This window comes from Delftia sp. DLF01 (assembly GCF_014852125.1).
In the GTDB taxonomy this organism is placed as follows: domain Bacteria; phylum Pseudomonadota; class Gammaproteobacteria; order Burkholderiales; family Burkholderiaceae_C; genus Comamonas; species Comamonas acidovorans.
In genome coordinates this window covers 391,610-416,354 of the sequence record NZ_JACVAZ010000004.1, presented here as the reverse complement: position 1 = coordinate 416,354, position 24,745 = coordinate 391,610, and the positions used below count along the sequence as shown (strand labels likewise).

Annotated in this window: 20 protein-coding genes; 4 read left to right on the top strand and 16 right to left on the bottom strand. The window is 68.5% G+C overall.

All coding sequences use genetic code 11. The features are described from left to right. Positions 1–4: 4 nt before the first annotated feature. Together IB269_RS22895 and IB269_RS22890 are read right to left on the bottom strand one after the other, a co-directional pair. On the bottom strand, positions 5–1,282 hold the full coding sequence (locus IB269_RS22895) for a PLP-dependent aminotransferase family protein (protein WP_192368400.1): 1,278 nt from the start codon (positions 1,280–1,282) through the stop codon (positions 5–7). A gap of 112 nt (positions 1,283–1,394) precedes the next feature. Beyond that, positions 1,395–2,810: a VOC family protein gene (locus tag IB269_RS22890; protein WP_192368399.1), complete on the bottom strand. Its 1,416-nt coding sequence runs from the start codon at positions 2,808–2,810 to the stop codon at positions 1,395–1,397. A gap of 166 nt (positions 2,811–2,976) precedes the next feature. On the opposite strand from IB269_RS22890, the gene IB269_RS22885 reads away from it, so the two are divergent. Further along, positions 2,977–3,897 (top strand): LysR family transcriptional regulator, encoded by a 921-nt coding sequence (locus tag IB269_RS22885; RefSeq protein WP_012207461.1) that lies wholly within the window; start codon positions 2,977–2,979, stop codon positions 3,895–3,897. On the opposite strand, the gene IB269_RS22880 is transcribed toward IB269_RS22885, so the two are convergent. The 7 genes from IB269_RS22880 to IB269_RS22850 are packed head-to-tail and all read right to left on the bottom strand — an operon-like array spanning position 3,872 to position 12,082. After that, positions 3,872–4,846 (bottom strand): CobW family GTP-binding protein, encoded by a 975-nt coding sequence (locus IB269_RS22880; RefSeq protein ID WP_192368398.1) that lies wholly within the window; start codon positions 4,844–4,846, stop codon positions 3,872–3,874. The genes IB269_RS22885 and IB269_RS22880 overlap by 26 nt on opposite strands. Before the next feature lies 1 nt (position 4,847). Next, positions 4,848–6,512, bottom strand: coding sequence for an amidohydrolase (locus tag IB269_RS22875; protein WP_192368397.1), 1,665 nt, complete (start codon positions 6,510–6,512; stop codon positions 4,848–4,850). Positions 6,513–6,531: 19 nt separating this feature from the next. Then, positions 6,532–7,554, bottom strand: a complete 1,023-nt coding sequence (locus tag IB269_RS22870; RefSeq protein WP_192368396.1) for an ABC transporter ATP-binding protein — start codon at positions 7,552–7,554, stop codon at positions 6,532–6,534. Next, complete coding sequence (locus tag IB269_RS22865) at positions 7,551–8,579, bottom strand: ABC transporter ATP-binding protein (protein WP_192368395.1); 1,029 nt, start codon at positions 8,577–8,579, stop codon at positions 7,551–7,553. Before IB269_RS22865 ends, IB269_RS22870 begins: the two co-directional genes overlap by 4 nt. Next, positions 8,579–9,487, bottom strand: coding sequence for an ABC transporter permease (locus tag IB269_RS22860; protein ID WP_192368394.1), 909 nt, complete (start codon positions 9,485–9,487; stop codon positions 8,579–8,581). The genes IB269_RS22865 and IB269_RS22860 overlap by 1 nt, the downstream gene beginning before the upstream one ends. 4 nt (positions 9,488–9,491) lie before the next feature. Beyond that, positions 9,492–10,469 carry an ABC transporter permease gene (locus IB269_RS22855; RefSeq protein WP_099753083.1) on the bottom strand — a complete coding sequence of 326 codons (978 nt, stop codon included), beginning with the start codon at positions 10,467–10,469 and terminating at the stop codon, positions 9,492–9,494. Positions 10,470–10,486: 17 nt separating this feature from the next. Then, on the bottom strand, positions 10,487–12,082 hold the full coding sequence (locus tag IB269_RS22850) for an ABC transporter substrate-binding protein (protein ID WP_192368393.1): 1,596 nt from the start codon (positions 12,080–12,082) through the stop codon (positions 10,487–10,489). A gap of 242 nt (positions 12,083–12,324) precedes the next feature. Here IB269_RS22850 and IB269_RS22845 point away from each other — a divergent pair, with 242 nt between their 5' ends. Next, positions 12,325–13,851 (top strand): PLP-dependent aminotransferase family protein, encoded by a 1,527-nt coding sequence (locus IB269_RS22845; RefSeq protein WP_192368392.1) that lies wholly within the window; start codon positions 12,325–12,327, stop codon positions 13,849–13,851. On the opposite strand, the gene IB269_RS22840 is transcribed toward IB269_RS22845, so the two are convergent. From IB269_RS22840 to tal, 3 genes are all read right to left on the bottom strand, one after another. Beyond that, the gene (locus tag IB269_RS22840; RefSeq protein WP_012207470.1) at positions 13,836–14,735 is read right to left on the bottom strand and encodes a transporter substrate-binding domain-containing protein; all 900 of its coding nucleotides are present in this window, start codon (positions 14,733–14,735) and stop codon (positions 13,836–13,838) included. The two genes, IB269_RS22845 and IB269_RS22840, sit on opposite strands and share 16 nt — an antisense overlap. Before the next feature lie 231 nt (positions 14,736–14,966). Then, a complete protein-coding gene (gene pgi / locus IB269_RS22835) occupies positions 14,967–16,589 on the bottom strand; it encodes a glucose-6-phosphate isomerase (protein WP_192368391.1) in 1,623 nt (540 codons plus the stop codon). A gap of 4 nt (positions 16,590–16,593) precedes the next feature. Further along, a complete protein-coding gene (tal, locus tag IB269_RS22830) occupies positions 16,594–17,547 on the bottom strand; it encodes a transaldolase (RefSeq protein WP_034397078.1) in 954 nt (317 codons plus the stop codon). A 208-nt stretch (positions 17,548–17,755) separates the two neighbouring features. Here tal and IB269_RS22825 point away from each other — a divergent pair, with 208 nt between their 5' ends. Continuing rightward, entirely contained in the window at positions 17,756–18,601 is an 846-nt protein-coding gene (locus IB269_RS22825; RefSeq protein ID WP_016448717.1) for a MurR/RpiR family transcriptional regulator, read from the top strand. Between the two features lie 28 nt (positions 18,602–18,629). Here the strand turns inward: IB269_RS22825 and fabF are convergent, their stop codons facing one another. Then, complete coding sequence (gene fabF, locus IB269_RS22820; RefSeq protein ID WP_192368390.1) at positions 18,630–19,955, bottom strand: beta-ketoacyl-ACP synthase II; 1,326 nt, start codon at positions 19,953–19,955, stop codon at positions 18,630–18,632. A 206-nt stretch (positions 19,956–20,161) separates the two neighbouring features. Between fabF and IB269_RS22815 the strand changes: the two genes are divergently transcribed. Beyond that, a complete protein-coding gene (locus tag IB269_RS22815) occupies positions 20,162–20,764 on the top strand; it encodes a TetR/AcrR family transcriptional regulator (protein ID WP_012207475.1) in 603 nt (200 codons plus the stop codon). Between the two features lie 15 nt (positions 20,765–20,779). On the opposite strand, the gene IB269_RS22810 is transcribed toward IB269_RS22815, so the two are convergent. The 3 genes from IB269_RS22810 to IB269_RS22800 all read right to left on the bottom strand — a co-directional run bounded on the left by IB269_RS22810 (position 20,780) and on the right by IB269_RS22800 (position 24,527). Then, positions 20,780–22,006 (bottom strand): M20 aminoacylase family protein, encoded by a 1,227-nt coding sequence (locus IB269_RS22810; RefSeq protein ID WP_034397080.1) that lies wholly within the window; start codon positions 22,004–22,006, stop codon positions 20,780–20,782. A 134-nt stretch (positions 22,007–22,140) separates the two neighbouring features. Next, on the bottom strand, positions 22,141–23,289 hold the full coding sequence (locus IB269_RS22805) for a porin (RefSeq protein ID WP_013800664.1): 1,149 nt from the start codon (positions 23,287–23,289) through the stop codon (positions 22,141–22,143). 182 nt (positions 23,290–23,471) lie between these two features. Then, on the bottom strand, positions 23,472–24,527 hold the full coding sequence (locus IB269_RS22800; protein ID WP_013800663.1) for a porin: 1,056 nt from the start codon (positions 24,525–24,527) through the stop codon (positions 23,472–23,474). Between the last annotated feature and the right edge of the window lie 218 nt (positions 24,528–24,745).

The window sequence follows — 24,745 nt, the reverse complement described above, 5'->3', positions numbered from 1 at the left end:
TCTTTCAGGACACGGCCTGGCCCCAGGCCCGGCCCAGGCGCGCCACGGCCTCGGTGATCTGGGGCACGGTGGGCGCCGCATACGACAGGCGCATGCACAGGCCGGCCTTGTCTGCCTCGTCGGCCGGGAAGAAGGCCTTGCCCGGCACATAGAGCACGCCCTGCTCCACCGCTGCCGTGAACAGCGCACGGGCCAGGGCCTGGGAATCGCCCGCAAGCCGCTGCGGCGGCAGCAGCTGGGCCCACACGAACATACCGCCCGCAGGCCGCACGAAGCGGATCTGATCGTCCAGCGTCGACTGCATGCCAGAGCACAGCGCATCCATGCGCGCCGCGTACTCGGCGCAGGCCTGGGCCAGCTGGGGCGCATAGCGGCCCGAGCGCAGATAGTGCGCGGCGATCATCTGCGCCAGCGGCGAGGTGCACAGATCGGCCGTCTGCTTGGCGATGGTGCAGCGGCGCAGCAGTTGGGCGTCGGCCAGCATCCAGCCGATGCGCAGCGCAGGCGCCACGGTCTTGGACAGGCTGGACAGGTAGACCACGGGATTGGCCTGGGCGCCGCACAGCGCCAGGCCCGTTTCGTAGATCGACGGTTCGCGCTGGCCAGTAAAGCGCAGCTCGCCATAGGGGTCGTCCTCGACGATGACAAAGCCATGCTCGCGTGCCAGCGCCACCAGGGCCGTGCGCCGCGCCGCGGGCAGCAGGGTGCCGCCCGGGTTGGAGAAGTTGGGCACGGTATAGAGCAGCTTGGGGGCACGCGCATGGGGCCACTGCGCCAGCAGGCGGGCCAGGGCCTCGGTGTCCAGGCCCTGCTCGTCCGTGGGCACGGCAACGACCTGTGCCTGGGCCAGCTTCAGGGTCTGCAGCGTGGCCGGGTAGGCGGGCACCTCGACCAGCACCGGATCGCCGGGCTCCACCAGCACCTTGACCAGCAGGTCGAAGGCCTGCTGCGAGCCCGTGGTCACGATCATGTCGGCCGGCGTGCAGGCAATGCCGCGCGTGGCGCACAGCGCGGCCAGGGCTTCGCGCAGCGCAAGCTGGCCTTCGCTGGCGCCGTACTGCAGGCTGGTGGCGGCATCCTGCTGCAGCGCGGCCATGGCGGCCTGCTGCAAACCTTCGGCATCGAACAGGCTGGGCGATGGATAGCCTCCGGCCAGCGAGAGCATGCCGGGACGGCTCAGGTAGGGAAACAGCTCGCGGATCGGCGAGCCTTCGGGCTGTGCGAACAGCGGGTTGAACAGATGGGCGGTGGGCGACGACGCGCCCTGGTCTGCGGTGCTCATGAAGGCCTCCGGCAAATGGCAAAAACAAAGGGGCGCACGCGCAGGCCTGGCGCCTGTGCATGCGCCCCGGGGAAGGGGATCAACGGTGGCCGGGCTCAGCCCGGGTCGGCGCCTATGCGGCGACCTTGGTGGCCTGGCCGCGCAGCGCGCTGCGCAGCTGGTCGATGGATCGCTGCTGGGCCTGCTCGTACAGCGCGATCTCGTCATGCACGCGGGCACCCAGGTCGGCCTCGAAGGCCTGCTGGGCCGCATGGGCCGCGTACTGCTTTTGCTCTTCGCCGCCCAGGTTGGACTGGAAGATGCCGGCCGCGCTCACGGGCAGGAAGTCTTCGTAGACGATGGGCTCGGCCTGGGCCAGGCCGCGGGCGATCAGGGCGTCCAGGTCCGAGGCGGCGGCCGCTGCGGCCTCGCCTGCGGCCAGGGCGGCTCCCTCGTCGCTCAGCGTGAAGCGGTAGAAGGCCAGGTCTTGACGGCGCAGCTGCTCATGGGTGTCGGGGAAAGCCTCGAAGACCTGGGCCAGGCGGCTGCCGTAGTCGGGTGCGGCACTGCCTGCGCTGCCCATGTCGCGCACCTGGGCCAGCAGCTGGTCGTAGAGCGCGCGGCCCTTGCGCGTGAGCGCCACGCCGCGCTGCTCGATCTCGCCGAAGCGCGCCGTGTGCGAGCCCGCGCCCGTGGCATCGCCCGCAAAACGCACGGTCTCCTTGAGCGCCTTGAAGCTGGTCTGGCGCAGCAGGATGGGGCAGGCGCGGCGCGGCGGGCCTTCGACCACGTCCTTGGCGTCCATGCCGCGCTCGGGCATGGCGGCCTGGGCGGCATCGATGTCCAGCGTGCGCGGTGTCAGGTGGTTGATGTGCGGGCCCTTGAAGCAGACCACGTCGGCGATCAGGCGGTGGGCCTTGTGCAGCGCGTCGTAGGTGGTGCCGTCCACGGTGGACTCGCTGTGCCAGCGGAAGGTCTCCAGCGCCTCGCGCACGAATGCGTCGGCATCGGCGTCGGCCAGGCCGCCATGGGCTTCGGCCTGGGCGATCAGCGCCAGCGCGCGTTCGGTGAAGATGCTGCGTTGCGCCAGGATGGCGCCCGCCTGGGCCCGCAGCGCCTCGTCGGCAATCAGGTCCAGGCGAAGCAGCGAGGTGAAGACGCGGAAAGGATTGGCCAGCAGCGCCGCATCGCCCACGGGGCGGAAGGCCGTGGAGTGCACGGGCACGCCGGCCACCGACAGGTCGTAGTAGCCCACGGGCTCCATGCCCATGATGGCGAACAGGCGGCGCAGCATGGACAGCTCGGCCGCCGTGCCCACGCGGATGGCACCGTGGCGCTCCACGCCCAGGCGGGCCAGCTCGCCGCTGCGCTGCATCCGGGCCAGCAGCACGGGCTCGGCCTGCAGCGTGCGCTGGTTGATGTCGGCCACGAGTTCGATCAGCGTGCCGTACTGGGGCACTTCATCGCGGTACATCTCGGACATGGCGCTGGAAAACCGTGCGCGGATCTCGTCGGAGGGCACGAAGGTGTGGGCAGGCGTAGAGGACATGGTGCTCGTGGGGACTGAAGTTGGAGCCACAGGGCAGCCCTGCGGCGGGGTGGATTCCTGGCACGCATGCTAGGTCTGCGCCTTGAGCCTGGTCAAACGATAATCAGGCCCATAGGTCATTCCCAAACAGAATGCCCCTCCCACGATTGCCCCACCGCCCTCTGCCATGCTGCTGTCCCGCCGTTTCCTGCCCCCCATGTCCCTGCTGTGCGCCTTCGAGGCGGCGGCCCGGCACCAGAGCTTCACGGCAGCTGCGGCCGAGCTGCACCTGACGCAAAGCGCCGTCAGCCGCCAGATCCGCGCGCTGGAGGAGCGGCTGGAGGCGGAGCTCTTTGTGCGCGAGCGCCAGACCGTGCGGCTCAGTCCGGCCGGCCAGGCCTATGCCCAGGAGATACGCGGCGCGCTGATGCGCATCTCCACCGCCACGCTGGGCTTTCGGGCCAACCCGCGCGGCGGTAGCCTGAACCTGGCCATCCTGCCCACCTTCGGCACGCGCTGGCTGGCGCCGCGCCTGCCGCAGTTCTTCAGTGCCCACCCGGGCATCACCATCAACCTGACGACGCGGCTGTCCCAATTCGACTTCCAGCTCGAAGCCGTGGACGCCGCCATCCATTTCGGCCTGCCGCACTGGCCGGGCGCCGAGCTGGCCTTTCTGATGAGCGAGACCGTGGTGCCTGCCTGCAGCCCCGCCCTGCTGGCCCAGCATGGCTTTGCCCAGCCCCAGGACCTGCTGCAGGCGCCGCTGCTGCACCTGGCATCGCGCCCCGATGCCTGGCAGCGCTGGCTGTCCGTGCACCATGCGCCCATGGCCGAGGGCCAGGGCATGCTGTTCGACCAGTTCGCCACCGCCGCCCAGGCCGCCATCGCCGGCGTGGGCGTGGCCTTGCTGCCACGCTTTCTGATCGAGCGGGAACTGGCCCAGGGCGATCTGGTGCGTGCCCTGCCCCATCTGCCCGAGATGGAAAGCGCCGAGCGCTACTACCTGGCCTGGCCCACGAGCCGCGGCAACTACCCGCCGCTGCAAAGCCTGCGCGAGTGGCTGCAGCAGGCAGCCCAGGATTTCATGCGGGACGGCCCGCAGCCCTGACGCCCGCAGCGCCTGCCACCAGCGCCTGCAGCGCGGCCACCGGCAACTGCCCGGCCAGGCCGATGGCCACGATGGCGGGCACCTGCTGCTGCGCGGGCGCGGGCGCGGGCGCGGGCGCTGATGCGGCGCGCAGCCGGCCGCTGCGCCCGGCAAACTGAAGCTCGCTCCAATGGCCCGCCCCGGTCTGCACCACGCCCTTGAGCCGCAGCACGCCAGCCGGCATGGCCTGCAGCCACGCCTGCAGGGCCGTCTCGGACAGCATCCCGGGCGGCTGGCAGGACCAGGTCTCGAACTGCCGGCCATGCATGGGGCGCGCAGTGCCGGCACCCCATGAGACCTCCCGCACGCCACGCAGCAGGGCTGCGCCGCTGAGCAGCTCCACGGGCACCCGGGCTTCGTGCACATCGCAGCGTTGCGCGGCTGGCGCGTGGCTGGCTATCCAGCCGTGCACGCGCTCCAGGGTCCGGGCATCGGCCAGATCGGTCTTGTTGACGATGACCAGGTCGGCCCGGGCCACCTGGCGCTGCAGCGTGTCGGCCAGCAGCGGATCGGCCGCCTGCCCGGGCAGGGCAGCGGCATCGACGACCACGATGACGCCGTCCAGCGCCAGTGCGGGATCGGCCAGGCCCAATTGGGCAATGCGCCAGGGGTCGGAGACGCCGCTGGCCTCGACCACCACGGCGTCGAAGCGCTCGCGCTGCTGCAGCACGCCGATCAGGGCCATGGAGAGGTCATCGCCGATCTGGCAGCACACGCAGCCATTGGTCAGCGCGATGGTGTCGCCGCTGTGGGCCTTGATCAGGCCTGCATCGATGTTGAGCGCGCCGAAGTCGTTGACCAGCACGGCCAGCCGCTGGCCATCCGCATGGCGCAGCCAGTGGTTGAGCAGCGTGGTCTTGCCGGCGCCCAGGAAGCCGCCGATGACCGTGAACGGCAACCGCTGCCCCATGTCATGCCGCCTTGAAGACACGCCCCGACAGCACCGTGCCCCAGACCCGGAGGTCCTTGAGCACCATGGGGTCCAGGGACAGCGGATCGTCCTCCAGCACGCAGAAGTCGGCGCGCTTGCCGCATTCGATGCTGCCGATCTCGTGGTCCAGCTTCAGTGTCCAGGCCGCGCCCAGCGTGACCGCATGCAGGGCCTGGGCCACGGTCAGGCGCTCGGCCGCGCCCAGCACGCGGCCCTTGGGCGTGATCCGGTGGACCGCGCACCAGGCGGTGAACAGCGGCCCCAGCGGCGTGACGGGCGCATCCGAGTGAATGGCCAGCGGCACGCCGGCGGCCAGCGCGCTGGCGCAGGCATCGAGCCGCATGGCCCGGTCCGGCCCCATGGTCATCTCGTAGTGCTGGTCGCCCCAGTACCAGAGGTGGTTGGCGAACAGGTTGGCGCACAGGCCCAGCGCCGCCATGCGGCGAAACAGCGGCGCATCGATCATCTGGCCATGCTGCAGCGTGTGGCGGTGGTCGGGCCGGGGCGCGCGGGCCAGCACGCGGCCTATGGCGTCGATGGCGGCTTCGCTGGCCTCGTCGCCATTGGTGTGCGTATGGATGAGCAGGCCTGCGCGGTGGTAGGTCTCGAAATCGGCCTCGTACTGCGCGGGCGCGGTGACCCAGATGCCGTTGGGCGCGCCGTTGTAGTGACCGGGCCAGCGCAGGCGCGCCGAAAAGCCCTGGATGGAGCCGTCCAGCATCATCTTGACCAGGCCGTAGCGCAGGCGGTCGGTGTTGCGCGCCATGAGCGTGCGCACATGCTCGGCACCGGCCTCGGCGCCATGCGTGCCGTGAAACGCCTGGAAGGCCGGCAGGATGCGGATGGGCACCTGGTCGTCGGCCAGCGCGGCCTCCAGCACGCGGCAGTCCTGCTCGCCCAGCCTGTTGACCAGGTCGGTGGCCGTGGTCACGCCCTGGCGGCAGGCCAGGCGCGCAAAGGAGCGCACGCCAGCCTCGGTCATGGGCGCCAGCAGCCCGGCGTTGCCGATCTTGCGCAGCACCAGGAACATGGCGGCCGGCTCCTGCAGCTCGCCCGTGGGCTCGCCGGCCAGGGCGTGGCCGGGCGCAAAGCGCACCACGCCCTCGACCTCGTTGTCGCGCGTGATCTCGGCCAGGCGCAGCATGGCGCTGTTGACGTTCATCAAATGGCCGTTGGCGTGCGAGATCACGATGGGACGGCCTCCTGCGGCCCGGTCCAGGTGCTCCACCGTCATGCGCTCGCCGCCAAAGTAGATGGGATCGAACCCCCAGGCGATCAGCGGCTGCCCGGGCGGCAGGCCCTGCGCATCCATGCGCGACGCCACCTCAGCCAGGCGGTCCACCACGGCATCCATGGAGCGAAGGCCGGGCCAGGTCTTTCCGTCGGGGTCGCGCCGGTCGAACCAGCCCGTGTATGTCCAATCCCACATGCTGCCTTCCTTGAGGTGGCAGTGGCCCTCCACCAGGCCGGGCAGCAGCACCTGGTCGGCAAAGCGCTCGTCGATGCGGCACTCGCCCCAGGCCGTGCAGCGCGCCAGGTCCCCGACAGCGAGGATGCGCCCGTCGCGCACGGCCACGTGCGTGGCCTCGGGCTGCATGGGGTTCATGGTGATGATCTTGCGGGCGGCGTAGACGGTGATGCTCATGGTGGCGGGTGCTCCGGGTTCACAGGGCCAGCGGCGCGCGCGGCACGCCATCGATGTGGTCCACGCGGATGCAGCGCACCCAGTGGCCTGGCGCGGCTTCGCGCAGCGGTGGCGCCTCGGCCGAGCACGCAGGCACGGCCACGGGGCAGCGCCCGGCGAAGCGGCAGCCTGCGGGCGGGTCGATGGGACTGGGCGGATCGCCGGCCAGCCGGATGCGCCGCGCCGCGCGCTCACGCCCGCCGCGCACCGTGGGCACGGCCGACATCAGGGCCACGCTGTAGGGATGCAGCGGCCGCGCGAAGAAAGCCTGGCGCGGTGCGCGCTCCACGATCTGGCCCAGGTACATGACGGCGATGTCGTCGCAGATGTGCTCGACCACGGCCATGTCGTGCGAGATGAACATGTAGCTCAGGCCCAGTTCGCGCTGCAGCCGCGCCAGCAGGTTGAGGATCTGGGCGCGGATGGCGATGTCCAGCGCCGACACGGGTTCGTCGCAGACCACGAGTTCGGGCCGCGTGGCCAGGGCGCGCGCGATGTTGATGCGCTGGCGCTGGCCGCCCGAGAACTGGTGCGGGAACAGCTGGCGCTGCTCGGGCCGCAGGCCGACCTGGGTGAACAGCTCGGCCACGCGCGCCTCGCGCTCGGCCGGCGTGCCCACGTCCATCAGGTCCAGCGGAGCGCGCACCGCATCGCCCGCGCGCTGTCGCGGATTCAGCGAGGAAAACGGGTCCTGGAACACGATCTGCATGCGCCGCCTCGCCTGGCGCAGGGCCTCGCCCGACAGGCCGCCCAGGTCGGTATCGCCCAGCTGCATGCGGCCCGCCGTCACGGGCGCCAGGCGCATCACGGCCAGCGCCGTGGTCGTCTTGCCCGAGCCCGACTCGCCCACCACGGCCAGCGTGCTGCCGCGCCGCAGGCTGAAGGACACGCCGTCCACAGCCTTGACCACTTCGGGCCTGCCGAACAGGCCCTTGCCCGGGCGCGGAAAGTGGACCTGGAGATCGTCCACCTGCAAGAGGGTATCGTCCATGCGTGCGTTCATGCCAGGGTCTCCGTGTGGGCGCGGATGCGGGAAGCGGGAGCGTGCAGCCAGCAGGCCACGCCGTGGGATGGATCATCCAGCGCGGTCAGCGGCGGAGCTTCGCTGGCGCAGCGCGGCTGGGCCTCGCGGCAGCGCGAACGAAAGGCGCAGCCGCTGCCCAACTCCCAGATCGAGGGCACGACGCCGGGGATCTCGGGCAGCTCGGTGCGCCCGCCTGCCTGGCTGCTGCCCAGCTCGGGCAGGCAGGCGATCAGGCCGCGCGTGTACGGATGGGCGGGCGCCGACAGCACCTGCTCGCAGCGGCCCTGCTCGATCACGCGGCCCGCATACATGACCATGACGCGGTCGGCCATCTCGGCCACGGCCCCCATGTCATGCGTGATCAGCACGATGGCCGTGCCCTTGTCGCGCTGCAGCTCACGCAGCAGGTCGAAGATCTGGGCCTGCACGGTCACGTCCAGCGCCGTGGTGGGCTCGTCGGCGATCAGGATATCGGGCCGGCACGCCAGGGCCATGGCGATCATCACGCGCTGGCGCATGCCGCCCGACAGCTGGTGCGGGTACTCGTGCACGCGCCGCTCGGGCGCGGGGATGCCGACCTGCCGGAGCATTTCCACGGCGCGTTGGCGCGCGGCGGCCGCGTCCAGGCCGGCGTGCAGGCGCAGCGGCTCGGCGATCTGCTCGCCCACGGTGAGCACCGGGTTCAGCGAGGTCATCGGCTCCTGGAAGATCATGGAGATGCGGTTGCCGCGCACCTGGCGCATATGGGCCTCGCCGGCGGCCACCAGGTCCTCGCCCTGGAAGCGCACCTGCCCGCCCGTGATGCGGCCCGGAGGCGAGGGAATGAGGCGCAGCAGCGCCAGCGCCGTCATGCTCTTGCCGCAGCCGGATTCGCCGACCACGCACAGGGTCTCGCCCGCGCGCAGATCGAAATCCACGCCGTTGAGCACCGTGGCCTGGCCGCGCCGGCCCTGGAAGGCCACGCGCAGGCCGCTCACTTGCAACAGGGGGGTGTCGGTGTCCATCAGCGCTCCCTCAGCTTGGGGTTGAGTGCATCGTTGAGGCCATCGCCGATCAGGCTGAAGGCCAGCACGGTGACGAAGATGGCGGCACCGGGAAAGGCCACGGCCCACCAGCACGACAGCAGGTACTGGCGGGCCGACCCGATCATCAGGCCCCAGCTCATCTGGTTGGGGTCGCCCAGGCCCAGGAAGGACAGGCCGGCCTCGAACAGGATGGCGGCGCCCACGGCCAGCGTGGCCGACACCACCAGCGGCGGCAGCGCATTGGGCAGGATCACCTTCCAGATGATGCGGCCGTGGCGCGCGCCGATGGCGCTCTCCGCGCGCACGAATTCAAGCTGGCGGATGCGCATGAACTCGGCCCGCGTGAGCCGCGCCGTGGCCGGCCAGCTGACGCTGCCGATGGCCAGCGTGACCGTCACCAGCGAGGGCGAGAACAGCGTGACCACCACCATGGCGAACAGCAGCGCAGGCAGCACCTGGAAGAACTCGGTCACGCGCATCAGCAGGGCATCGACGCGGCCGCCGTAGTAGCCGGCCATCGCCCCCAGCGTCACGCCGATGCACACCGACAGCAAAGCCGCGAAGGCGCCCACCATCAGCGTGGCGCGGCCGCCGTGGATGATGCCCGTGAGCACGTCGCGCCCCAGCTGGTCGCTGCCCAGCCAGGCCTCCTCGCTGAACGGCGGGCTCAGCGGCATGGTGCGGATCTCGAACGGGTCCGCAGGCCAGATCCAGGGGCCGGCGATGGCCACCAGCAGCACGATGAGCAGCATGGCCATGCCGGCAATGGCCGAGGGGTTGCGCAGGAACATGCGCAGCGCTTCGCGCGCCGGGTGCTCGGCATGGGCTGCGGCCTGCGGCGCGGCGACGCTCGGCACGGGCACGGAAGGTGGTGTGATGGCATTCATGGTCTCAGGCCGCCTTGATGCGGGGATCGATCAGCCGGTAGCACAGGTCGGTGACGAGGTTCATCACGACCACGACGATGGAGGAGAACAGCAGCACGCCCAGGATGGTCGGGTAGTCGCGCCGCAGCACCGAGTCGAAGGCCAGCCGGCCCAGGCCCGGCCAGTTGAAGACCGTCTCCACGATGATGGCGCCGGCCATGACGTTGCCGAACTGCAGGCCCAGCATGGTCACCACGGGCAGCAGCGCGTTGCGCAGCGCATGGCGGTAGAGCACCACATGCTCGGCCAGTCCCTTGGCGCGCGCCGTGCGGATGTAGTCGGCGCCCAGCACGTCCAGCATGGACGAGCGCGACAGCCGGCTGTACTGCGCCAGGTAGACCAGGGCCAGTGTCAGCGCAGGCAGCACCAGGTGCCGGGCCACATCCAGCAGGTCGGCAAGGCCCGCGCCGCCTGCGGCATCGGCCGAGCGCATGCCCGACACCGGCAGCACGGGCCACCAGGAGGCAAAGGCCAGCACCAGCAGCATGCCGGTCCAGAACACGGGCGCCGCAAAGCCCACCAGGGACAGCACGGTGATGCACTGCGACAGCAGGCCGTTGGGCCGGCGCGAGGACAGCACGCCCAGCAGCGTGCCCACCACGAAGGCCGTGAGCACGGCGGCCAGCACCAGCAGCAAGGTGGCGGGCACGCGCTCGGCAATCATCTGCGCCACCGGCAGGTTGAAGAAGTAGGAATAGCCCAGATCACCACTGGCCACGCGCGCCAGGTAGATGCCCAGCTGCACGGGCAGCGGCCGGTCCAGCCCGTAGCGTGTGCGCAGCTCGGCCATGAGCTCGGGCTCCATGCCGCCGCTGGCGCCGGCAATGGTTTCCACGGGATCGCCGGGCGCCGCATGCACCAGCATGAAGTTCAGCACCACCACGGCCAGCACCAGCGCCAGGCCCTGCAGCAGCCGCTTGAGGAATGTGCGAAGAAAAGCCATGGACTGCACCTCCCCGACTACTTCAGAAAGATCTCGTCATAGGGCGAGGCCGGCCCCCAGACCGTGGTCGGCAGGTTGCCCACGTTCTTGCGCGCGGCCGTGTGGTAGGGCGAGTTGTTGATGAAGATCACGGGCAGCTCATCGGTCACGGTCTTCTGGAAGGCCGCATAGAGCTTCTTGCGCTCGGCCGTGTCCAGCGTGCTGCTGGCCGTGTTCAGCAGCTCGTCCACCTTGGGATTGCGGTAGGACTGGGTGTTGGTCCAGACCACGGGCTTGATGTTGGTGGACAGGTAGCTGCGGTGCACGCCGATGACCGGGTCGCCCCAGTTGAAGACGATGTCCATGGACAGATCGAAGTCATGCGTGGCCAGGCGCCGGGCCCAGGCCGGGAAGTCGGCCGAGGCCCGCACCTCGACCGCGATGCCCACCTTCTTGAGCTGGGCGCGCACGTACTCGGCCACGTTCTTTTGCTGCTCGTCAGTGCCCGGCAGGTAGTCGATGGTGATCTTGAAGCGCTCGCCGTTGGCGCCGGGCTTGAGACCGGCCTCGTCCAGCAGGGCCGCCGACTTCTTGAGGTCCAGCGGATAGCGCACCAGGTCGGCCGAGGCAAAGGGGCTGGCCGCCACGATGGGGCCGTCGGCCACGGTGGCGAAGCCGCCCATCAGCGCCTTGGTGATGAAGTTCTTGTCGATGGCATGCGCAATGGCCTTGCGCACGCGCACATCGTCCAGCGGCTTCCTGTCGGTGTTGATGGCCAGCCAGTTGATCGAGCCTATGCCCTCGAAGCCCTTGCCGGTCAGCGTGATCTGGGGATTGGTGGACAGGCGCTTCAGGTCGATGGAGGCCTGCAGGTAGGGCACCATCTGCACGTCGCCGCGCTCCAGGCTCAGCAGCAGGCTGGAGGAGTCGGGCACGATGTTGAAGACCAGCTTGTCCAGGTAGGGGCGGCCGGGCAGGAAGAACTTGTCGAAGCGCTCCATCACGATGCGCTGGCCCGCGCGGAACTCGGTCAGCTTGAACGGCCCCGAGCCCACCACGTCGGCGCTGTTGCGCGCATGGGTCTTGAGGTCGGCACCATCGCCATAGATGTGCTTGGGCAGTATGGGCGCCAGCGCCGGGCTCATGGCCAGCAGGATGGCCGGATGCGGCGCGTTCATGCGGATGATGGCCGTGTAAGGGTCGGGCGTGTCCACCTTCTCCACGGGCCCCAGCATGGTCTGGAACGGGTGGTTGGCCTTGATGGCCATGATGGAGAAGGCCACGTCGGCCGAGGTGATGGGCTTGCCGTCGTGGAACACGGCATTCCTTCGCAGGTTCAGGGTCAGCGACTTGCCGTCCTCGGCCAGCTTCCAGGATTCGGCCAGGTAGGGCTGGGGCTTCCACTGATCATCGAAGCGCAGCGGGCTGGCGAACAGCTGGGTGGAAGGCATGGCCGTGGCAATGCCCGATTGCACGGCGCCGTTCAGGTGCCGTGGCACCTGGGTGCTGCCCACGATCAGGGTGCCGCCGCGCTGCGGCTCCTGGGCCTGCAGCGGCGTGGCCGCCAGGCCCGCCAGCGCGCCGGCCAGGGCCAGGGCCGCCAGGGCGCGGCGTCGGAAAGTGATGGTGTGCATGGACTGTCTCCCTCGTTGGATCGCCAGGCCGCGCGGCTCGCTGCCTTCAATCCAGAATACGCAACAAGGGCGCGGGCCGCGGGGGCCACAGCCGTCCAAACGTAGGAGCCAGAGGCCCGGTGTTTACCCGCGTCGGCCGGCCCAAACCTTTACTTGCCCGCACCCGCACCGCAACATGGCGCCGACCGCGCGCCCTCTGCCCGGCCGCGCCAAGAACGCCCCCCGATTGCCTCCGTTGCGCCATGAGCACCCCTTCCGCCACAGACCCACGCCACCAGTGGGCCCGCCTGTTCGCGCTGCCCGAGCAGCCCGGCCTTCCCCTGAAGGACCGCCTGCGCCTGGCCCTGGTCCAGCCCATACTCGAAGGCCGCCTGCCGCCCGGCGCGGCCATGCCACCCTCACGCGAGCTGTCGCGCCTGCTGGAGGTGTCGCGCAATACCGTGACCACGGTCTACGAGCAGCTCGTGGATGAAGGCTTTCTCGAGGCCCGCCCGCGCAGCGGCGTGTTCGTGGCCCGGGATTCGCGCCTGGCTGGTGTGGACGGCGCCGTGGCCCTGCCTGCGACAAGTCCCGGGGAGCCCGCGCCGGACTGGTCTGCACGCGTGCTGCGCTCGCTGACGGACAGGCACACGCTGTCCAAGCCGCTGCAGTGGCGCGAGTACCCCTACCCCTTCGTCTACGGCATGCACGATCCCGCGCTGTTTCCCACCGAAGGCTTCCGGGAATGCTGCACGCGCAGCCTGGCGCGCGCCCAGCTGCCGCACTGGACGCCGGACTTCGAGACCGACGACGTGCCCGACCTGATCGAGCAGATCCGCCTGCGCCTGCTGCCCCGGCGCGGCGTGTTCGCGCTCAAGGAAGAGATCCTGGTCACCGTGGGCGCGCAGCAGGCCTTCTACCTGCTGGCCGACGCGCTGCTGGCCCCCTCGCAGCGCCTGGGCTTCGAGGAGCCCGGCCACCCGCATGCGCGCAACACCTTTTCGCTGCGCCGCCCCCACTGGGTGCCCGTGGCCGTGGACGAGGAAGGCGTGGTGGTCGATGGCCTGCCGCCGCTGGACTATCTGTTCGTCACGCCCTCGCACCAGAGTCCCACCACCGTGACGCTGAGCCTGCAGCGGCGCGAGCAGCTGCTGCGCCGCGCCGAGCAGGGCGATTTCGTGATCATCGAGGACGACTACGAGGCCGAGAACCTCTACCAGGGCACGCCCATGCCCGCGCTCAAGAGCCTGGACAAGAGCGGGCGTGTGATCTATGTGGGGTCGCTGTCCAAGAGCCTGTCGCCCGCGCTGCGGCTGGGCTATATCGTCGCGCCGCGCGCGCTGATCGACGAGTTGCGCGTGCTGCGCCATGCCATGGTGCGCCACCCCAGCGCTTTCCTGCAGCACGCCTATGCGCTGTTCCTGTCGCTGGGCCACCATGAGGCCCATGCACGCCGCGTGAACCAGGCCATGCTGGAGCGCGTGGCGCAGGTGGACCGCTCGCTGCGCGCGCACCTGCCGGATTTCATCTTCCGCCAGCCCCAGGGCGGCGCATCGCTGTGGGTGCAGGCACCGGCGTGGCTGGACGCCGATGCGCTGGCCGCCGTGGCGCGCCGCCACGGCGTGCTGATCGAGGCAGGCAGCGCGTTCTTTGCGACGCCGCGCCAGCCCTGCCCCTTTTTCCGGCTGCGCCTGTCCTCCATTGCCATCGATCAGATCGATGCCGGCATCCAGGCGCTGGCGCGGGCGGTGATGGAGCTGGACTCAGCCCGCAATCACTGCTGCGCGTAGGATTCCAGCGGCTTGTCGTTGGGCTTTTGCAGCAGCTGCTTGAGCAGGTCGCTCATGGGCAGGTTCAGCGGGGCATTCTTGGGCGGAATGGGCTGCACGAACCACTTGTCGTAGATCTTCGCCACTTCGCCCGAGGCCATCATTCCCACCAGCACGTCGTCCACGGCCTTCTTGAAGGCGGGGTCATCGCGGCGGAACAGGATGGCGATGGGCTCGGAGCCCAGCACCTCGCCCACGATCTTGAAGCCTGCAGGGTTCTTGGAGTTGGCGATGACGCCGGCCAGCAGGTTGTCGTCCAGCACGAAGGCATCGGCACGGCCCGATTCGAGCATCAGAAAGCTCTCGAAATGGTCCTTGCCCAGCGAGGTGGGCAGGTTCACGCCATTGTCGCGCCCGTACTTGCGCAGCAGCTGCACGGCGGTCGTGCCGGCCGAGGCCGCCACGGGCTTGCCGTCGAGCTGCTTGAAGGAGGTGATGCCCGAGTCGGCACGCACGGCCATGCGCACCTGGCTCACGTAGGTGGTCACGGCAAAGGCCACCTGCTTTTGGCGCGCGAGGTTGTTCGTGGTCGGGCCGCAGCCGATGTCCACGGTGCCGTTCTGCACCAGGGGCATGGTGTTCTGCGAGGTCAGGGCCATGTACTCGATCTTGGCCTTGGGCACGATCTGGGCCAGCACCTTCTCGCACAGCTCCACGTGGTAGCCCACGTACTTCTGCGTGGTCCCGAAGGCATAGGCCATGGGCGCCGAGCTTTCGCGCACGCCCATCACCACCTTGCCTGTGCTCTGGATCTTGTCCAGCGTGCCGGCCGCCTCCTGTGCATGGGCAGCGCCAGTTGCCGCCACCACACATGCCATCGCCACATGGGCCAGTACGAATCGCATCGAGGGTCTCCTTGGATAGTTGTTGCAGGTCCGAAGGCGCGCTGCGCCTCCACCCTGCCGTGCCGCCGTCACGGGCTGCCTCCAGGCAGGGCCGCCGTCAAGGCGATTGCATCAACTATCGAGCAATCAGGCGCCTGTGCATAACGATGAAATGGAAGAAGGTCATGCTCCACCCACATGACCCGGCACCCTGCTGGTGCGCCGCGGTGGCCCCAGGCCCGCCGCGCCCGGTCAGCCGGCCGACCCTGCCGCAAGCCGGTGCATGAGGCCCTGCGTCGAGGCATCGACGCCCTGCCAGTCGCCACTGTCCTGGCGCGCATGCAGCTGGCGCGCCAGGTGCTTGCCCAGCTCCACGCCCCATTGGTCGAAGCTGTTGATGCCCCAGACCGCACCTGCCGAGAAGACACGGTGCTCGTACAGCGCGATCAGGGCGCCCAGCGATGCCGGGTCCAGCTGCTGCAGCAGCAGGAAGCTGCTGGGCCGGTTGCCCGCGCAATGGCGCTCTGCCCCTTCTTCGCCGTGGCGCCCCTCCATCAGGGCCTGGGCCTGGGCAATGGCGTTGACGACCAGGCTCTGGTGGTGGGCGCCCAGGTATTTGCCGCCGTCGCGCAGCGCGATGAACTCCACGGGAATCACGTCCTGGCCCTGGTGCAGCATCTGGAAGAAGGCATGCTGGCCATTGGTGCCGGGCTCGCCCCAGATCACGGGCGCCGTGCGCACGGGCAGTGTCTGCCCGTCGCGCGTCACGCCCTTGCCGTTGCTCTCCATCTCCAGCTGCTGCAGGTAGGCGGTCAGCCGCCGCAGGCCATGGCTGTAGGGGGCAATGCAGCGGCTGGAGAAGCCGCAGAAATCGCGGTACCAGACGTCCAGCAGGCCCAGGCGCAGCGGCAGGTTGCCCTCCACGCCCGAGGAAAAGAAATGCGCATCCATGGCATGCGCGCCGTCCAGCAGCGCACGGAACTGCGCCGCGCCAATGGCGATGGCCACCGGCAGGCCGATGGCCGACCACAGCGAAAAACGCCCGCCCACCCAGTCCCAGAAACCCAGCGTGCGGCGGATGCCGAAGTCGGCTGCGGCCTGCACATTGGTGGTGAGCGCCACGAAGTGCCGGTCGATGGAGCACGCGGCCTGCGGGTCCTCGCTGCCGCCCTGCTCCAGGAACCACCGTCGCGCCGAGTGCGCGTTGAGCATGGTCTCGGCCGTGGTGAAGGATTTGGAGGCGATCAGGAACAGCGTGCTGTGCGGGCGCACGCGGCGCAGCACATGGCCGAGCTCATGGCCATCGACGTTGGAGACGAAATGGAAGTTCTTGCCCACATCGACCCAGTCCTCCAGCGCATTGACCACCACTTCGGGGCCCAGGTGCGAGCCGCCGATGCCGATGTTCACGATGTCGGTGATGCCCTCGTCGCCACGCACCTGCTCGGCCAGGGCCAGCATGGCGTCCAGCGTCTCGTGCACCTGGCCCAGCGCCTCGTGCATGGCCGGCTGCCACTGCTGCACGGTGGCGCAGTGGCGCAGCTGGCCGCCGTCGCGCGGCATGCGCAGCAGCCAGTGCATGACGGCACGGCCTTCGGTGCAGTTGACGGGCTCGCCGGCCAGCATGGCGTCGCGCTGGGCCAGCACGCCGGCCTGCTGCGCCAGCTCGCGCAGCAGCTCTTCGGTGCGCTCGGTCCAGAGGTTCTTGGACAGGTCGGCAAAGACATGGGGCGCCTGCTGGCTCAGCGCGTCCAGCCGGCCCGCGTCCGCGGCAAAGGCTTGGCGCAGATCCAGGGTCTGGATGTCTTCGTGGAAATGGCTTTCAAGTGCCGGCCATGCCGGCAAGGTATTGCACAGAACGGGCAAGATCTTCATCCAATCAGTCTGCGGCCTGCTGCATCAATGCTTCGAGCTTGCGCGTGTCGGCAGCAAAGGCGCGAATGCCTTCGGCCAGCTTTTCGGTGCCCATGGCGTCCTCGTTGAGGGCCAGGCGGAACCCGGCCTCGTCGTAGTGCACGGGATCGAGCTCCAGGGTCCGCGCCGCCTCAGGGTCCAGGGCGCGCGCCAGGGGCGCATCGCTGGCGCCCAGCTGGGCCAGCAGTTCGGGGGCGATGGTCAGCAGGTCACAGCCGGCCAGTGCCACGATCTGGCCCGTGTTGCGAAAGCTCGCGCCCATGACCTCGGTGGCGATGCCGAAGTGCTTGTAGTGCTCGTAGATGGCGCGCACGGAACGCACGCCGGGGTCGTTGGCGCCGGCCATGGCGGCCTCGTCCCACTGGGCGCCGGCCTGCTTCTTGTACCAGTCGTAGATGCGGCCCACGAAGGGAGAGATCAGCTGCACCTTGGCCTGTCCGCAGGCCACGGCCTGGCAGAACGAGAACAGCAGCGTGAGGTTGGTGTGGATGCCGCGCAGCTCCAGCTGGCGCGCCGCCTCGATGCCTTCCCAGGTGGAGGCGATCTTGATGAGCACGCGGTCGATGTGCACGCCTTCGGCCTGGTACAGCTCGATCAGGCGCTCGGCACGTGCCACGGTGGCCGAGGTGTTGAACGACAGGCGCGCATCGACTTCGGTGGAGACACGGCCCGGAATGGTGTTCAGGATCTCGCAGCCGAAGCGCACCAGCATGCGGTCCATGACCTCGTCGAGGCTGCGGCCCTTGTACTGGGCCACGGTGGCACGCATCAGCGGTGCGTACTCGGGCTTTTGCACCGCCTTGAGGATGAGCGAGGGATTGGTGGTCGCATCCCGCGGCTGGAACTGGGCCAGTTGGTGGAAGTCGCCGGTATCGGCCACCACGGTCGTGTACTGTCGAAGCGCATCAAGCTGGTTCATGGAACATCCTTTGGGCGGGAGCCTGGCGAGGGGCGGCATCGCACCAGGGCGGTGCGGTTGTACCGGCAAATCCTCCGAGTGTATGCGCGCGCATGGTTTGCATCGGCGTCAGGAAAGTAAGCGAAGGCTGCCGCTCATGCAAAATGCGCGCTGGACCTGCCTTGCGGCAACCGCTTCCCTTCACCCACAGAACAACGCCCACCGCCTAATGCTGGACCGCATCACCGCCTCGCTGCCCTCGCTTGCTCCCGCCGAACAACGCGTGGCCCGCCTGGTGCTGGCCGATCCACGGGCCTTCGCACGGCAGCCGGTGCGCGAACTGGCCGAGCGCGCCCATGTCAGCAAGCCGACGGTGGTGCGCTTTTGCCGCAGCATGGGCTACGACGGCCTGGCCGACTTCAAGCTCAAGCTGGCCGGCAGCGTCAGCGAGGGTGTGCCCTTCATCCACCGCAGCGTGGACACCGACGACAAGACCAGCGACGTGATGGTCAAGGTGGTGGACAACGCCGTGGCCGCCTTCCTGCAATACCGCAATGCCGCCAGCACCACGGCCATAGAGCAGGCGGCGCAGGCCATCGCCTCGACCTGGCAGACGGGGCGGCGCATCGAGTTCTACGGCGCAGGCAATTCGGGCATCGTGGCGCAGGACGCGCAGCACAAGTTCTTTCGCCTGGGCGTGACCAGCCTGGCCACCAGCGACGGCCATATGCAGGTGATGAGCGCCACCCTGCTGGGGCCCGGCGACTGCGCGGTGATCATCTCCAACTCGGGCCGCACGCGCGACCTGATGGACGCCGCCGACATCGCGCGCAAGAACGGCGCCACCACGATTGCCATCACCGCCAGCGGCTCGCCCCTGGCCTCGGCCTGCCACATCCATCTGGCCGCCGACCATCCCGAGGGCTACGACCGCTACAGCCCCATGGTGTCGCGCCTGCTGCACCTGCTGGTCATCGATGTGCTGGCCACCTGCGTGGCGCTGCGCATCGGCCCGGCCCTGCAGCCTGCGCTGGAGCAGATGAAGAACAACCTGCGGGCCAAGCGCTACACGTAGCACCGGCCCCCAGGCCCGCCCGCCTCGTTCAGCCCTGCCAGCGCCGGAGCACCAGCGAGGCGTTGACACCGCCAAAGCCGAAACCGTTGACCAGGGCATGCTCCATGGCCCAGGGCCTTGCCGCGCCGGCGATCAGGTCCAGCCCCTGGGCCAGGGGATCGGGCTCCACGAGATTGCGCGTGGCCGGCGCCATCTGGTCGCGCAGCGCCAGCACCGTGAAGATGGCCGCCACCGCGCCCGCCGCGCCCAGCAGATGGCCCGTGGCCGACTTGGTGGAGCTGATCGCCACGCCGCTGCCCTCGCCAAACAGGGAGCGCATGGCCGCCAGCTCGCCCCGGTCGCCCACGGGCGTGGAGGTGGCGTGGGCATTGAGGTACTGCAGCTGATCCGGCGACAGCCCGGCCATGGCCAGCGCCTGCGCCATGCTGCGGCGCGCGCCGTCGCCATCCTCCGGACCCGAGGTGATGTGATAGGCATCGGCGCTGGTGCCGTAGCCCACCACTTCGGCCAGCGGCACGGCGCCGCGCGCCAGGGCGTGGTCCAGCCCCTCCAGCACCAGGGCGCCCGCGCCCTCGCCCATGACAAAGCCGTCGCGGCCTGTGTCGAAGGGGCGCGAGGCCTCCTCGGGCCGGTCGTTGTATCCCGTGGAAAGGGCCTTGGCCGCCGCGAACGCACCCAGGCTCACGCGATCGATGGCTGCCTCGGTGCCGCCGCACAGCGCCACATCGGCCTCGCCCGAACGGATCATGCGCAGGCCGTCGCCCACCGCCTGAACGCTGGCCGCGCAGGCGGTGACCGGCGCACCCAGCGGGCCCTTGAGTCCATGCCGTATCGACACATGCCCGGCCGCGAGATTGACCAGGAAAGACGGCACGGTGAAGGGCGACAGGCGCGACACCCCCCGGCTGTCCGTGGTGCGCACGGCCTGGGCAATGGCGCCAAAGCCGCCGATGCCCGAGGCAATGATGCAGGCCGTGCGCGTGCGTTCCTGCTCGCTGGCCGGCTGCCAGCCGGCCTGGGCCAGGGCCTGGTCCGAAGCGTCCAGCGCCAGCGGAATGAAGCGGTCCATCTTGCGCTGGTCCTTGGGCGAGACCACGGCATCGATGTCCCAGCCGCCTTCCGGGTCCCGGGCCAGGTCGGGCACCTGGCCTGCCACCTGGCCCGGCACATCGGGCGCCAGATCCTCGGGCAGCCGGCTCAGGCCCGATGCGCCGGACAGCAGCCGGCGCCAGGCCAATTCAGTGCCGCGCCCCAGCGGCGAGACCATGCCCATGCCCGTGATGACCACGCGGCGAGGCAGGTGGGCCGCCGTATGAGACGTCTGGGACGTCCGGGACGTATGCGCCGTATTCATGAGCCGCTCCTGGCACACCGTGCGGAGGTCGGAGCGGGCCCAGGCAGCAGGCTGCGCAGAAGTGAACAGGCATTCATCGGTTCTTCCCTGTAGAGTGCACAGCCCCTGCAGAACATGGCGCACAGGCCATGGCAGGGGCTGATTTATGATGATGGCCGTCATCATAAACGTGTTTTGATAACGACCACAATCATTGGACAGCGCACATGAAAGTCACGAAAGCCCAGGCCGCGCAGAACCGGCAGGACATCCTCGAAGCCGCCGCGCGGCTGTACCGCGAGCACGGGCTGGACGGCGTCGGCGTGGCCGAGGTGACGCGCGGCGCGGGGCTCACGCACGGTGGGCTCTATCGCCACTTCGAATCCAAGGATGCGCTGGTGCGCGAGGCCTGCGCACGCGCCTTCGACTGGTCCATCGCGCCGCTGGACGGCCTGCAGGGTGAACAGGCCGGCAGCCTTGCCGCGCGCGTGCAGTCCTATCTGTCGCCGCAGCACCGCGACAGCCCCGGCGAGGGCTGCCCCGCCGCAGCATTGGCCGTGGACGTGGCCCGGGCAGGCGGCGATCTTTCAGCGGTGTTCGCCGAAGGGGTGGAACGCAACATCGGCAGATTTGCGCGCGTGATAGGCACACTTGGCGACGATCAGGCACCCGATGCCACACAGCGCGCCCAGGCCATGGCCATGCTCAGCAGCATGGTGGGCGCCCTGGTCCTGGCACGCGCCACGGTCGCAGCCAATCCAGCCTTGTCCGACGAGATTCTGAAAACGGTGCAGGCCCACCTTCTTGCGCCCGAGAGCCAGGCCCGTTGACCCGCTCCGCCTGCGCTATACGTCCTGCGAATGCAGCGGCATGGCCTGCTCGATCAGGCTGGCGTGCAGGGCAGCGCCCAGCGGCAGCACTTCGTCGTTGAAGTCATACCGGCTGCTGTGCAGCGGCACCCCGGGCTGGGCGCCCGTGGATTGCCCCAGGCGCAGGTAGGCACCGGGCTTGTGCTGCAGCATGAACGAAAAGTCCTCGGCACCCATGCTGGGCTCCAGGTGCCGGTCCAGGTTCTCCACCCCCACCAGCGACTGGGCCACATCGGCAGCAAAGGCGGCCTCCGTGGGGGAGTTGATGGTGGCGGGATAGATGCGCTCGTAGTTGACCTTGGCCGTGGCACCCAGCCCCAGCGCCACCGCGCTGCACAACTCCTGCAGGCGCTGCTCGACACGGTCCTGCACGGCGGGGTCGAAGGTCCGCACCGTTCCCACCAGCGTTGCCGTGCCCGGCATCACGCTGAAGGCGCCCAGGTCCCCGGCCTGCACGGCGCACAGGCTGATGACGGCACTGTCGATGGCGCGCACATTGCGCGAGACGATGCTCTGCACCGCCGTGGTGATGTGCGCGGCCGCCAGCACCACATCCACCGTCTGGTAGGGATGCGCACCATGGCCGCCGCGCCCCGTGATCTCGATGGTGATGCGGTCGGCCGCCGCCATCATCGCGCCCATGTTGATGCCCACCGTGCCCGCACGCATGGCGGGCCAGTTGTGCATGGCGTACACGGCCTGCATCGGAAAGCGGTCGAAAAGACCATCGGCAATCATGGCCCGCGCGCCGCCGCGCCCTTCCTCGGCAGGCTGAAAGACCAGCACGGCCGAGCCATCGAAGCGCCGCGTCGCGGCCAGGTAGCGGGCGGCGCCCACCAGCATGGTCGTATGGCCGTCATGCCCGCAGCCGTGCATCAGCCCCTGCTTGCCGGACTTCCAGGGAAATTCGTTGTGCTCGACCATGGGCAGTGCGTCCATGTCGGCACGCAGGCCCACCATGGCACCCGAACTGTGGCCCTGCCCGCGGATAACGGCCACCAGGCCCGTGGTGCCCAGGCCTTCATGGATCTCGTCCACACCGCACTGGCGCAAGGCCTCCTTTACGCGCGCCGCCGTGAAGCGCTCCTCGAATCCCAGCTCCGGATGCGCATGCAGCTCGCGGCGCAGCGCCGTCAGCTCCGGGTGGTACTGGGCGATCTGGGCAAAGGCCCGACCGCCTGCCTTGTATCGAGTGGCTTCCATAGCCTTGGTTCTTTCGCTTCGTTGGCCTGCGCATTACCTTAACGCAGGAAATCGCGCCCGCCCACCGTCAGCCCATCGACAGGAAACAAAAAGGCCTCCCGAAGGAGGCCATTCGTTGCGCAGACGCCGCGTGCTCAGAAGCGATGGCGCAGGCCGACGGTGAAGCCCGTGCGCTTGGTGGCGCCATTGGCGTCCAGCATCACGCCCGAGCCACCGCTGGTCTTGGTGTGGTCCAGGGCCACATAGGCATCGGTACGCTTGGAGAAGGCGTAGTCGACCACCGCCACCAGGAAGTCTGCCTTGCCATTGAAATTACCCGTGCCCGAGCCCGACTGCTTGGCATGGTAGTAATGCGCGCCCACATTGATCTGGGGCGTGATCTGGTAGCCGAAGCCCATCTTGTACATCTGGCGCTTGTTGGCGTCGCCGGCCACGAAGCCGCCGTTGGACGAGCCTGTCCAGAAGGAATTGAGGATGGCCTGGTCGAATCCACCGCCTGCGGTTGCCGCCGGGAACGCGTCCTTGCGCTTGTTCAGGCCGTAGCCCAGGTTGACGTACCAGGGACCCACACGGTACGAGCCGCCCAGGGTATAGGCATCGACCTTGGTGCCGGCCGGCAGCGTGGTGCCCAGGTAGCCGGCGCCTGCGGAGATGCCGCTTTGCGAATAACGCAGATAGCCGCCGGCCGTCTTGATGGCGCCACCAGGGGCCACGCCGGTGCCGACCTTGTCGAAGGTGTTGTTCTCGTCGAACGAATACTGCAGGGCGCCGCGCACGGGGCCGAACTCGGCCAGGTACTTGACCATGTTGCTGGCGCGCGCGCCCATGGACATGCCGATTTCAGGCTTGTAGGCCTCCATGTACGGCGAGTACGGGAAGGAGGCATAGGTGGAGGTCACCAGGTCGAACAGCATGTTGTACTGGCGGCCCAGGGTGACCTGGCCAAAGCTCTTGCTGCGCAGGCCCACCCAGGATTGCTGGAAGTAGCTGGCTGCAGCCTGCTCGCCGGTGTCGGTGAGGAAACGGGCTTCCAGGTTGGCAATGGCTGCCAGACCGCCGCCCAGGTCCTCGGTGATGTTGATGCCCCAGCGGCTTTGCGACATGCCGCCGCCGATCATCTGGGTCTTGCCGCTCTTGGTCGGGCCTTCATTGGTGGTGTGGCGCACGCCGGCATCGACGATGCCGTACAGCTGCACGCTGCTTTGCTGGGCGAATGCTGCCAAGGGTGCCGTTGCTGCCAACACCGCCAGTGCCACGCTCTTTTTCACGAATGAAGAATTCATTGTGTTGTCTCTCTCTTGTTAACGATTGGTTGGTGGAAATTTCATTCTAGAAACGCTTTTCCCGCCTCGTCACCGTTGGCACAAGCACAACACAGGTCTTTCCCTAGCACAAAACAAAAGAGCCAGTCCGAAGACTGGCTCTTTTTTGCTTCAAATGGCAACTGGCTTACGCCAGCCGTTCATTAGAAAGCGTGGCGGATGCCGACTTGCACGCCAGTCTGGCTTTCGCCAGCTTGCACGCCACCAGCGTACACGCCCTTGGCTTGCAGGCCCAGGGTCGACAGATCCTTGTTCTTCAGGAACGCCAGGTTGCCGTACAGAGCGGTGCGCTTGGACAGGTTGTGGACGTAGCCCAGAGTGATCTGGTGAGCCTTGGAGTCGATGGCCTTTTGGTCGTACAGAGCGTATTGCAGCTTGACTTCGCCCACGCCGCCGACGGGAGCCGAAGCGCCCAGCATGTAGGAGTTGGTCTTGATGTCGCCGCCGATGTCACGCTTGAACTTGGTCTGTTGCAGCAGGCCGCTCAGCTTGGCAACGCCGAAGTTGTACGAAGCACCCAGGGTGATTTCGTCACGGTCGGTAGCCAGGCCGCCAACGGCAGTCTTTTGCTGGGCCAGGCCCAGGCTGGCGCTCAGGGGGCCGTTGTCGTATGCAACGTAACCGCCGATGTAACGGCCGACGCTGTCAGCAGTACCGATGGTTTGCTTTTCGTCGAAAGCGTAGCCAAAGCCGGCGTTGAAACCGCCGAAGTTGGGGGTGTAGTACGAGATCAGGTTGTTAGCGCGGATGCCGTTGTCGTCGGCGCCTTGGCCAGCTGCCCAGTTACGGAAGCCCATGAATTGGCCGATACCGGTGGCGCTGAACAGGTCGTAGGAGGTCAGCTTTTGGAAGGTCGGGACTTGGTCACGGCCCAGGCGCACTTCACCGAAGTTGCCCGACAGGCTCACGGTGGAACGACGCTTGAAGTTGAAGCCGCTGGCGTTGCCATCGTCACCGAAGATTTCGCCTTCCAGCCAGAAGCCAGCCTTCAGACCACCACCCAGGTCTTCCGTGCCGCGCAGGCCCAGACGGCTCGTGGAAGCGCCGCTGGTGCCCAGGCCGTAACGGCTGTCGCCAGCTGCGTCCTTGTTCACGTAGGCAACGCCAGTGTCGACGATACCGAACAGGGTCACGGAGGATTGAGCCATTGCGGCGCCGGAAGCAGCCAGCACTGCCAGGGCAATCAGAGATTTTTTCATTACGAGTTACTCCAAGGTTTAGAAGGGCGCCGGTCGTGAGGAAGAGAGGCTTGGCCTGATGCTCCACCGGTTTCCCGCGCCAACCTCCTGGTGGGGAAGTTAGGGCCTATTGCACCAGACCACCGCTGCCCATGCAAAGAAATTCACCCACAAACGGGCATTACCCCCCGTTTTTCGTTGCACTGCCGCAACAAACCTGCAAGCCAACACAATCAGGC